The sequence below is a fragment of the Actinophytocola sp. genome (assembly GCF_035712165.1).
In the GTDB taxonomy this organism is placed as follows: Bacteria; Actinomycetota; Actinomycetes; order Mycobacteriales; family Pseudonocardiaceae; genus DASYTH01.
In genome coordinates, this window is record NZ_DASTBH010000199.1 from 1 (window position 1) to 9,909 (window position 9,909).

Here is a 9,909-nt window from a genome sequence, read left to right on the forward strand (position 1 = left end):
CGGCCGCGGCCAGGACGCCGGAGAGGGCGGCCATGATCCCGGTGAGGGTGAACTCCAGCGGGCCGCGCACGGTCAGCAGCCGCCAGCCGGCGTCGGCCTGGCCCGCCGCCGGGGCGAGGCTGCTCGGGCAGACCACCGACACCTCCTCGGGCGTGCTGGTGACCGAGACCAGCGCCGCCGGGTGGTCGTGCAGGCCGGCCGGCAGCGCCGTGCCCGCCGGGAGCCGGGCGACCGTGTACTCGTCGGGTCGGACGTCGACCGCCAGCCGCCTCATCGCGCGCCCCCGCCGAAGGCTCGGATCTGTGGCGGCAGGCCGCTCGCCTGCCAGAGCGCCCATGCGCGGCCGAGGCCTGCCCCGCAGATCCGATCGCGCGCGAACTCGTTGAACACTGCTAGCCCTCGGTGACGAACGGGCTGGAGGCCACCTCGGTGCCGTCCGGCAGCTTGGCGATCACGAAGTCGTCGAACACGTTGTGCGCGGCCTTCTGGAGCTGGCGCAGGCACTCCACGGCCAGCTCGCGGATCTCCACGTCGGCGTGCTCGGTGGCGCGCATGGCGATGAAGTGCCGCCAGGCCCGGTAGTTGCCGGTGACCACGATGCGCGTCTCGGTGGCGTTGGGCAGCACCGCGCGGGCGGCCTGGCGGGCCTGCTTGCGGCGCAGCGTCGGGTTGGCCACGTCGGCGAAGCGCTCCTCGAGACCGGCCAGCAGGTCGATGTAGGCGTCCACACTGGCCTGGGTGGCGGCCAGGAACTTCGCGTGCAGCTCCGGGTCGCCGGCGATCACCTCCGGCTCGACCATCGCGGCGGTGCGCTCCGGGACGTAGCGCTGGGACAGCTGGGAGTAGGAGAAGTGCCGGTGCCGGATCAGCTCGTGGGTCAGCGACCGGGAGATGCCGGTGATGTAGAAGCTGACCGAGCCGTGCTCGAGCACCGACAGGTGGCCGACCTCGAGAATGTGCCGCAGGTAGCCGGCATTGGTCGCGGTTGCCGGGTTGGGCTTCTTCCAGGACTGGTAGCAGGCCCGGCCGGCGAACTCGGCGAGCGCCTCGCCGCCGTCGGCGTCGGTGGACCACGGCACGTCGGCCGGGGGGATGAACTCGGTTCGCGCGATCAGCAACACCTTCGGCGACACGATCTCCGTCACTCCGACCTCCTCCTGACACGGCGTGGTCTCGAGCCTAACCGCCGGCCCCGACACGGCGGGCATGCCATGCGCCATCACCGTGACGCCACCGGCCGCTTGACTGATGTCATCTGTGGTGTCATAGTGACGTCATGGATCTCACGCCTTACCTCGCATCGCTTCGCGAGGACCTGAATACCACCGCCTCGGCCGGTGACGAGCACACCCGGCGGGCGGCCGCGGTGCTCGCCGCCGCGCTCGAGCCCTCAGCCCGGCTGGCGCTCATGAACGCGCTGTCCGACCTGGCCGCCGAGGTCACCGCCTCGCTCGACGACGCCGTCGTCGAGGTCCGGCTGGACGGCCGGGACGTGCAGGTGGTCGTCACGCTCACCGGGGACGGCTCGCAGGAGGACGCGTCGCCCCCGCCACCGCCCATGGACGAGACGGGAGACATGAGCCGCATGACGCTCCGGCTGTTCGAGCAGATCAAGGCCAAGGCCGAGGCCGCAGCGGCCGCCCAGGGGGTGTCGCTCAACGCGTTCGTGCAGCAGGCGGTGCAGTCCGCGCTGCACGGCGACAAGGACGCCCTGCGCGAGGCCAAGCACCAGTGGAAGCGCCAGTGGAAGCAGCAGCGGTGGGAGGAGCGGCGCGGCCCCGGCGGCTCGTCGTCCCACGTCCGCGGTTGGTACGAGGGCTGAGGGGGACGTCGTGATGACCGACAAGGACGAGACGACCGAAGAGTTCGACACGACCGAGACGGTCGGGTCGGCCGGTGACGTGGTGCGCCAGCAGAGCTTCGAGACCACCGGACCGGTCGAGCTGGACCTGGGCGTCGGTGCGGGCCGGATCGAGGTGCGGTTGGTCGACGAGCCCGGCGTGCACGTCGAGGTGCGGCACGACCTCAGCTCCGGGGGCAACCCGTGGATGCAGGGGATGAACAGCCTGATCAACTGGGTCAGCACCCAGTTCGGCGAACAGACCGGCGAGATCTCCCCCGCCGAGGCGGTCCGGCAGACCCGGGTCGACCTGGTCGGCGGCCGGCTCGTCGTGCGCACGCCGAAGAACCTGCCGCTGCGCAGCGTCGCGATCGCCGTGTCGGTGCGTGCGCCGGTCGACTCGAGCGTGATCGCGCACAGCGGTTCGGCGGACATCAGCGTCACCGGCGCGGCCGCGCGGCTGGACCTGCACACCGGCTCCGGGGCGGTCAACGCCGACCGGTCCAGCGGGACGGCCGACGTGCGCACCGGCTCGGGTGCGGTGCGGCTCGGCCCGATGCTCGCCGGGCTCAAGGCGCGCACCGGCTCCGGCGACGTCGAGGTGACCTCGATCGGCGGCCCGGCCTCGCTGTTCACCGGCAGCGGTGACGTGTGGCTGGGCGCGGTGACGGCCGACGTCATGGCCCGCACCGGCAGCGGTGACCTCACCGTGGCCGACGCGGCCGCCGGGCAGATCGAGCTGCAGACCGGCTCCGGCTCCATCCGGGTCGGGGTTCGGGCCGGCTCCGCGGCCGAGATCGACCTGTCGTCCGGCACCGGCCAGGCGCGCAGCGACCTCGACCTGTCCGAAAGCCGTCCCGAGGCCGGAAGCTCCCTGCGCATCCACGGCCGCACCGCCTCCGGCTCGGCCGTGGTGAGCCCCGCCGCGACCTGATCACGCACAGACCCAGGGGTGGAGGTGAAGCCGGGCGGGGGTTCCCGGCGACGCCGGGACGCCGGGTGCGGTCCTGTCGGGAGGACCGCACCCGGCGTCCCGCTGCGCGGGATCCCGTCACCGGAGGGCGGTGGCGAGCGGGCCGGCCAGGTCGCCCCGGGGGGTCACCCGGACGGCGTCGAGGTTGAGCCAGGTGGCCATGGTGCGGAGCTCGGCGGCGAGCTCGCCGGCCACCCGGGGGATGGGCACGCCGGGTTCGGCGAAGGCGGCCTGGACGCGGAGCGTGCCGGTGGCGCGGTCGGACTTGAGGTCGACCCGGGCGACCAGCTCACCGTCGAGCAGGAACGGGAAGACGTAGTAGCCGTGCACCCGCTTCGGCTCGGGGACGTAGATCTCGATCCGGTAGTGGAAGTCGAAGATCCGCTCGGTGCGGGCGCGTTCCCAGATCAGCGGGTCGAACGGGCACAGCAGCGCACGTCCGGTGACCCGGCGCGGCAGGCGCGCGGCGGGGTGGCGGTAGGCCGGGTGCCGCCAGCCGTGGACCGTGACCGGCTCCAGCAGCCCGGCGTCGACCAGGTCGGCGACCGCGCGCTGGCTGGGCGCGGGCTTGAGGCGGTAGTAGTCGCGCAGGTCGGGCTCGGTGGCGACGCCGTGCGCGACCGCGGCACGTAACACGAGCGCGCGGGCGGCGTCCTCGTCGGACACCGGCGGGGCGGCCAGCACCTCCGGCGGCAGCACCCGCTCCGGCAGGTCGTAGAGGCGTTCGAAGCCGCGCCGGGCGGCGGTGGTCAGCTGGCCGGTGGCGAACATGAACTCGCAGGTGTGCTTGACGTCCGACCGGTTCCACCAGCCGCCGGCCGCCCGGGCCTGGCGCGGACTGCCGCCGAGCTCCTCCTCCAGCCGGCCGGCGCTCACCGGACCGAGCTCCTTCACCGCGGCCAGCAGGTCGTCGACCAGACCGGGCGAGTCCCTGGTGACCTGCGGCTCCGCGCCCCACCACCGCCGCTCGTAACCGCGCATCCGCCAGCGCAGCAACGGCCAGTCCGCCACCGGCATCAGGCTGGCCATGTGCGCCCAGTACTCCACCAGCATCCGGGGCCTGCGGGTCGAGTGCGTCCAGGCCGCATCGTCCACAAGCGACGGTTCGTACGGGCCGAGCCGGCTGAACAGCGGCATGTAGTGCGCGCGCACCGCCACGTTCACCGAGTCCAGCTGGAGCACCTGGACCTGGGACAGCACCCTGCGCAGGTGCCGCCTGCCCGGCTCGGAGGCCGGACGCTCCTGGGCGAAGCCCTGTGCCGCCAACGCCATCCGCCGGGCGGCGGCCGCGCTCAACGTCTCGGTCATAAGCGGACCTTGCCATCCGGGACCGACATTTCCCCGCACGGCGGCTCGGGCTTGGGGCGTTGTTCGGCCCGGACGACCACGATCACGGCAACGAGCACGACCAGGCCGCCGGCCAGCTGCACGAAGCCGAACTGCTCGCCGGCCAGCAGGAAGCCGAGCAGCACGGCGATCACCGGGTTGACGTAGGCGTAGGTGGCCACGGTGGACACCGGCAGCTTGCCGAGCACGAACACGTACGAGCTGAACGCCAGCAGCGAGCCGAACAGGATCAGGTACGACCAGGCCAGCCAGGACCCGGCGGTGACCTGAGCCAGGTTCATCCGTTCACCGCTGACCAGGCCGACGACCACCATGGCCGTGCCGCCGGCCACCATCTCCACCGCGGACAGCGCGAACGGGTTGGCCGGCACCGGCAGCCGGGTGCTGGCCACCGACCCGATGGACCAGCCCAGCGCGGCGAGCAGCACCAGCCACGGCGCCCACCCGGCCGAGCCGTGCGCGCCCTCGGCCGGACCGCCGAGCAGCAGCACCGCCAGACCGACGCCGCCGATGGCGACCCCGATCGCGGTGACCAGCGGCGGCCGCTCGCCGAGCACCCGGCGCAGCACCACGACGTACAACGGGACCGAGGCGACCAGCAGCGCGGCCAGCCCGGAGGCCAGGTGCTGCTCGGCGATCACCACCATCCCGTTGCCCCAGGCCGGCAGCAGCAGCCCGATCAGCACCGCGCTGCCCAGCTGGGCCCGGGTCATCCGCAGCGCACCCCGGCCGGCCAGCACCAGCACGGCCAGGACCAGCACCAGCCCGGCGATCACGAACCGCAGTCCGCCGGACAGCAGCGGCGGCATCGACTCGACGGTGAACCGGATCGCCAGGTAGGTCGAGCCCCACACGACGTAGACCACGCCGAGCGCGGCCCAGGCGAGCCAGCTCGGGGTGGTCCTCGTGGAGGTGCTCAGAGTGTCGCTCATGGGGACACCATGACACGAACCACCGACAAACTTTCAGCGGTTATTCGACCTGGTCCTCAGGGCTGCGCGGGACGGAACGCCACGCCGGCCGTCCCGTCGCCGCTGACCGTGCCGACACAGCGATAAACGTCACGCCGGGCGGCCCGGTCCTCCGGCGTCGGTGGCATCACCGAGGACTCCCACTTGTCCGGGGGAATCTCCAGCGCCTGGCCGAACCGGGAGTCGAGCAGGATCTCCTTGGAACACACGCCGAGCACGGTCGGGTTGCCCTCGAGCACGTCCAGGTACGGGTCGGCGACCCCGGCCGGGACCGGCGCGATCGCGTAGGTCTCCCAGGTGTGCAGCTGGTCACACGGAATGCGCCGCACGCTGGTCAGCTCGCCCTGGATGAGCACCATCCCGCTCCAGCACTCGGCCCGCTTGGCGCACCGCGCGGCGCCGTCGGACACCCCGGCCGCCGGGCAGTCGTCGATGCTGGTCTCGATGCCCAGGTCCACCGGGTTGCTGGCCGGACCGGAATCGCTCAGGCCGGTGGGTTGCTGGGCGGCCTGGCCGCCCGGGTCGTCCGGATCCTTGGCGACGAAGTACCACACGCCGAGCAGCAACAGGACGGCGAGCAGGGCCGCGCCGGCCAGCAGCGTGCGGCGGCGCGTGGGGGTCATGGTGCGGCGGGACTCCAGCTGCGCCTCGGCGGGCGGCTCGGGCGGCCGGACCGGAGCAGTGATCGTCACCTGCTGGCCGGGGACGGTCCAGCGGGCCAGGTCGTCGCGCAGCGTCGCGGCATCCGGGTGGCGCTGCTCGGGCGCCTTGGCCATGGTCCGGCGCAGCACCGCGGTCAGGCCCGGGGCGACCCCGGGCAGGTCGGGCACGGGCGCGTCGTGCAACCGCATGATCTCCGGCAGGCTCAGGTCGCCGTTGGCCGGAAACCGGGGCGGCCGGCCGGCCAGCAGCGCGTACAGCGTGGCGCCCAGTGCGTAGATGTCCGAGCGGGGCGACGGCGCCTGCAGGTGGAACGCCTCGGGCGGGGCGTAGGCGGGGGTGAGCGCGGCCAGGGTCACCGAGGTCTCCCGGCCGGACTCGATCAGCGCGGCCAGCCCGAAGTCGGCCAGCCCCACCGTGCCGTACCGCTTGACCAGGATGTTGCCCGGCTTGATGTCCCGGTGCAGCACGCCCATGCCGTGCGCGGCGGACAGCGCGTCGGCGATGCCCCGGCCGATGCCGGCGACGTCGGAGGCGGGCATCGGCGACCGGCCGGCCAGCGAGCCGCCCGCGCACAACTCCATGACCAGATAGGGATATCCGTCCTGCAGCACCCCGGCGTCGTAGATCTCCACCACGTTCGGATGGCCGGACAACCGCCCGGCGGCCCGCACCTCGCGCAGGAACCGGCGCTGGTCCCGGTCGTCGAGGATCACCCGGCTGTCGACCTTGACCGCGACCTCCCGGTCGATGGTCAGTTGGCGGGCCCGGTACACCACTCCGAAGCCACCCCGCCCGAGCACGCTGAGGATCTGGTAGCCAGGCAGGGTTAGGGAGACCACGCCCAGAGAGCCTAGGACACCTGCGCCACTATGTTGCCCGCATGGCTCACGCGTTCGTCCGATTGGCCGATCCGGCCGACTCCGCCGAGATCGCCCGGATCCAACTGTCCACCTGGCGCACCGCCTATGCCGAGATCCTGCCGGCCGGAGTGCTCGCCGGGGTGACCGAGTCGGCGGCGGCCGGGCAGTGGCGGGAGACGATCGAGAACGGCCCGGCGACGGTGCTGGTGGCCGGCGAGGGCGACTGGACGGTGGGTTTCGGCGCGGCCGGTCCGGCCCCGGCCGGGGAGGCGGCCGACGCGGCGGGCCGGCCGCCCGAGGACGCGGCGACCGTGGCCCTGGTGGCGACGCTGCTGGTCGAACCGCGCTGGGGCCGGCGTGGGCACGGCGGCCGGCTGCTGGCGCGGCTCGGCCAGGCCCTGCGCGCCACCGGATCGACCAGGGGAATCTGCTGGGTGCCGGCGGCCGACGCGGCCTCGTTGAGCTTCTACCGGCGGGCCGGCTGGGCGCCGGACGGCACGGCCCGCACGCTGGATGCCGGCGAGCGCACCATCCGCGAGATCCGGCTGACCGGTTCGCTGGACCTGGAGCTTTGCTGAACCGTTATCCTGGTGTTCGCACTCGCACTGGGGGGTTGTCCATGCTGGTCTGGCTGAGCGTGACGCTGGGTGTCGCGTTCGGCTCAGCGCTGCTGCCGCTGATCAGCGTCGAGTTGTTCCTGCTCGGCCTGGTCAGCCAGCAGCCGGACATCCCGTGGCTGGCGCTCGGCGCGGTGATCGCGGTCGGGCAGGTGGCCGGCAAGCTTATCTACTACTTCGCCGCGCGCGGTTCGCTGCGGCTGCCCGGGTTCCTCCATCTGCGCGACCGCCCACCGACACCCCGGCGGGACCGGTGGGCGCTGCGCACCAAGCGGATGCGCGCCGGGCTGGAGCGGCTGACCGAACGCTGCCACCGGCATCCGCGGTGGATGGTCGGCACCTACGGGGTCAGCTCCGTGCTCGGGCTGCCGCCGTTCATGGCCACCACGGTGCTGGCCGGCCTGGTCCGGATGAACCTGACCGCGTTCCTGTCGGCCGGACTGATCGGCCGGTTCATCCGGTTCAGCGCGATGGCCGCCGCGCCCGCCGCGTTCACGGGCGCCTTCTTCTGACCTATGCCGGTACCGGCACCTCCTCCTCGGCGATGAGCACCACCCGCACGTCGTCGGGGTGGTAACCGTGGCGCGGCACCGCGAACACGGCGGTGGCCGGGCCGGACTCCGGACGGGCGGAGTAGGTCAGCAGCCGCCAGTCCCCCTCGTCCCAGGTGTCCAGCAGGTCCGAGCGCAGCAGACCGGCCACCGAGCGGTACGCGGCGCTGCCGTGCAGTTGCTGGACGCTGGCCGCCAGCGGCACCTCGACGGGTCGGCCGGCCAGCGGGTGGCTGATCCGCAACCGCAGCCGCCGCAACGGATGCAGCCAGCGATGGTCCAGTTCCGGGGACAACACCACGATCAGCGCGCCCTCGGCCAGCAGGACCGCCGCGGCCGCAAGCGGGTTGCGCGTGACGGCCAGCGGCCACCAGTCGGTGGCGCCGGTCGCGGCCGCGCCGGCCAGCACCAGGACCCCGGCCCGCGCCAGCGCGCGGAACCGGACCGGGACGTGCTTGTCCCCCAGGCAGCCGCAGGACGAGTCCGGTGCGGCGATCCGGGCGTAGAGCAGGTAGCCGAGCATGCCGAGGCCGAGGCCGACCGCGGCGACCGCCTCGGCCGGGTGCACCGGCGGTAGCACCAGCAGCGCGCCGATCGCCAGTTCGGCGCAGCCCACCGCACGGTAGGCGAGGAACACCCGATCCTTGCCCACCAGCCGAACCAGGGCCGAACGCCGGGCCGCCTGCCGGGCCGACCGGGCGAACAGCTTGACCGAGGCCGCCCACAGCAGCACCGCGCCGAGCAGCGCGGGCTGCAGATCTGCCAACCACTGCAACACGTTCACTTCCTCTCGGGAAGGAAGGCAATGTGACATCGCCTGCCCGGGTGGGAAAGCGATGCCACATTGCGCTCCGGCGGGCTCAGGCGGCGGCGAACACCGTGGCGATGTCGACCTCGTTGGTGTCCGGCCGCCACGCCCCGATCACCTGGGCGTGCTGACCGACCTTGAGCAGCGACAGGTCGCTGACGGCCGGGGTTCCGTTGTAGACGGCGGCCGTCGTCCCGGACACCACGTGCCCGACGATCTTGTCACCGTGGTGGTCGAGATGCAGGGTGTCCTTGCTGATCGCGGAGATGTGCACGGTCAGGTTGACGATGTTCAGCCAGACCGCGTCGGCGGCCAGCACCCCGTCCGGCATGCGCACACCGCGCGCGTAGAGCCCGTCACCGACCTGGGCGGCGTCCAATGTGGTCGGACGCAGCTTCCAGATGCTGGTGGCGGCGGTGAGTTGGATCAGGTGCAGCACACCGTCCGAACCGGTGGCCGTGAGCATGCTGCCCTTGACGCCGGTGACCCGGCCCTCGGCGAAGTTCGGGTCCGGCGCACCGGCCTCGACGTCGGGAACCGGGTCGGCGAGTGCCTCCGGCGCCAGCGCGCCGAGCACCGAGGCACCCGCGACGGTCGCGGTGGTGCCCAGTACCGCACGGGTCAGGAATCGCCTGCGCCCCAATGCATCCATTTCTCGAGCACCTCCTAGCTGCGGACGTAGACGGGGATGATGCCGCTGGACAGGTTGCCCAGGGCGCTGAACGCCGACGGGGTGAGGTCGAGCAACCGGTTGGTGGCGCAGCTGCCGCTGCAGCACCGGCGTTCGCCGCACCACAGGTCGGTCTGCGGGCCGCAGTCGGCGATCCGGACCGAGATCTCGCTGGTACCGCACAGGTGCCGCACGAAGAAGGTGTGCCCGCAGGTGCGGCGGAGCAGGTTGTCGCCGCACCGGTCCGGGCGGGTGATCGCGAAGCAGGCGTCGGACGTGTTCGGCCAGGCGCAGTGCCGGCTGCCGGACTGGCAGTTGCCGCACGCGCCGCCGCCGGCGGACCCGCACGGTCCCCAGCCACCGCCGCAACAGAACCATGAGGTTTCGGCCGGAGTCGGCGCCATCGGCTCGACGTCGGTTGGTGTCATTCGGACGCTCCCTTTCCGGGAAGGCCGCCAGGCCGAAACCACACCGGGACGAGCGAGCACGAGTACGGGCCGGGGCGGATCGTGGGCATGCGTCCCCGGCTCCTCGTCTGGCCCTCGTCGCGCGGGTCGCCAAGGCAGCAGGGGTGGGACCTTTACGCGAACAGACGGGAGTTAGTTATGT

The 9,909-nt window shown here is 72.8% G+C and carries 12 protein-coding genes; 4 read left to right on the forward strand and 8 right to left on the reverse strand.

Annotation, left to right across the window (positions count from 1 at the left end; translation table 11 throughout):
- Both VFO68_RS11085 and thyX read right to left on the reverse strand, forming a co-directional pair.
- Positions 1–274: ACT domain-containing protein (locus tag VFO68_RS11085; RefSeq protein ID WP_325158134.1), on the reverse strand; the 274-nt coding region annotated here is incomplete at its 3' end.
- Positions 275–392: 118 nt separating this feature from the next.
- A complete protein-coding gene (gene thyX, locus VFO68_RS11090; RefSeq protein WP_325158135.1) occupies positions 393–1,145 on the reverse strand; it encodes an FAD-dependent thymidylate synthase in 753 nt (250 codons plus the stop codon).
- Between the two features lie 131 nt (positions 1,146–1,276).
- Here thyX and VFO68_RS11095 point away from each other — a divergent pair, with 131 nt between their 5' ends.
- Entirely contained in the window at positions 1,277–1,822 is a 546-nt protein-coding gene (locus VFO68_RS11095) for a toxin-antitoxin system HicB family antitoxin (protein WP_325158136.1), read from the forward strand.
- Between the two features lie 13 nt (positions 1,823–1,835).
- Entirely contained in the window at positions 1,836–2,774 is a 939-nt protein-coding gene (locus VFO68_RS11100) for a DUF4097 family beta strand repeat-containing protein (RefSeq protein ID WP_325158137.1), read from the forward strand.
- A 117-nt stretch (positions 2,775–2,891) separates the two neighbouring features.
- Here the strand turns inward: VFO68_RS11100 and VFO68_RS11105 are convergent, their stop codons facing one another.
- The 3 genes from VFO68_RS11105 to VFO68_RS11115 are packed head-to-tail and all read right to left on the reverse strand — an operon-like array spanning position 2,892 to position 6,633.
- On the reverse strand, positions 2,892–4,121 hold the full coding sequence (locus tag VFO68_RS11105) for a winged helix-turn-helix domain-containing protein (RefSeq protein WP_325158138.1): 1,230 nt from the start codon (positions 4,119–4,121) through the stop codon (positions 2,892–2,894).
- Positions 4,118–5,092 carry an EamA family transporter gene (locus tag VFO68_RS11110; RefSeq protein ID WP_325158139.1) on the reverse strand — a complete coding sequence of 325 codons (975 nt, stop codon included), beginning with the start codon at positions 5,090–5,092 and terminating at the stop codon, positions 4,118–4,120. Before VFO68_RS11110 ends, VFO68_RS11105 begins: the two co-directional genes overlap by 4 nt.
- 56 nt (positions 5,093–5,148) lie before the next feature.
- Positions 5,149–6,633: a serine/threonine-protein kinase gene (locus tag VFO68_RS11115; protein ID WP_325158140.1), complete on the reverse strand. Its 1,485-nt coding sequence runs from the start codon at positions 6,631–6,633 to the stop codon at positions 5,149–5,151.
- A 41-nt stretch (positions 6,634–6,674) separates the two neighbouring features.
- Between VFO68_RS11115 and VFO68_RS11120 the strand changes: the two genes are divergently transcribed.
- The gene (locus tag VFO68_RS11120) at positions 6,675–7,232 is read left to right on the forward strand and encodes a GNAT family N-acetyltransferase (RefSeq protein WP_325158141.1); all 558 of its coding nucleotides are present in this window, start codon (positions 6,675–6,677) and stop codon (positions 7,230–7,232) included.
- A 41-nt stretch (positions 7,233–7,273) separates the two neighbouring features.
- A complete protein-coding gene (locus VFO68_RS11125; RefSeq protein WP_325158142.1) occupies positions 7,274–7,783 on the forward strand; it encodes a hypothetical protein in 510 nt (169 codons plus the stop codon).
- Between the two features lies 1 nt (position 7,784).
- On the opposite strand, the gene VFO68_RS11130 is transcribed toward VFO68_RS11125, so the two are convergent.
- The 3 genes from VFO68_RS11130 to VFO68_RS11140 form a co-directional block, all read right to left on the reverse strand.
- Positions 7,785–8,600, reverse strand: coding sequence for a MauE/DoxX family redox-associated membrane protein (locus tag VFO68_RS11130; RefSeq protein WP_325158143.1), 816 nt, complete (start codon positions 8,598–8,600; stop codon positions 7,785–7,787).
- A gap of 82 nt (positions 8,601–8,682) precedes the next feature.
- A complete protein-coding gene (locus VFO68_RS11135) occupies positions 8,683–9,282 on the reverse strand; it encodes a cell wall protein (RefSeq protein WP_325158144.1) in 600 nt (199 codons plus the stop codon).
- A gap of 14 nt (positions 9,283–9,296) precedes the next feature.
- On the reverse strand, positions 9,297–9,728 hold the full coding sequence (locus tag VFO68_RS11140) for a hypothetical protein (protein ID WP_325158145.1): 432 nt from the start codon (positions 9,726–9,728) through the stop codon (positions 9,297–9,299).
- Positions 9,729–9,909 lie beyond the last annotated feature (181 nt).

Excerpts from the sequence above, each read along its gene's own strand:
- VFO68_RS11095 (WP_325158136.1), top strand. The coding sequence starts at position 1,277 with ATGGATCTCACGCCTTACCTCGCATCGCTTCGCGAGGACCTGAATACC.
- VFO68_RS11100 (WP_325158137.1), top strand. The coding sequence starts at position 1,836 with ATGACCGACAAGGACGAGACGACCGAAGAGTTCGACACGACCGAGACG.
- VFO68_RS11105 (WP_325158138.1), bottom strand. The coding sequence starts at position 4,121 with ATGACCGAGACGTTGAGCGCGGCCGCCGCCCGGCGGATGGCGTTGGCG.
- VFO68_RS11110 (WP_325158139.1), bottom strand. The coding sequence starts at position 5,092 with ATGAGCGACACTCTGAGCACCTCCACGAGGACCACCCCGAGCTGGCTC.
- VFO68_RS11120 (WP_325158141.1), top strand. The coding sequence starts at position 6,675 with ATGGCTCACGCGTTCGTCCGATTGGCCGATCCGGCCGACTCCGCCGAG.
- VFO68_RS11125 (WP_325158142.1), top strand. The coding sequence starts at position 7,274 with ATGCTGGTCTGGCTGAGCGTGACGCTGGGTGTCGCGTTCGGCTCAGCG.
- VFO68_RS11135 (WP_325158144.1), bottom strand. The coding sequence starts at position 9,282 with ATGGATGCATTGGGGCGCAGGCGATTCCTGACCCGTGCGGTACTGGGC.
- VFO68_RS11140 (WP_325158145.1), bottom strand. The coding sequence starts at position 9,728 with ATGACACCAACCGACGTCGAGCCGATGGCGCCGACTCCGGCCGAAACC.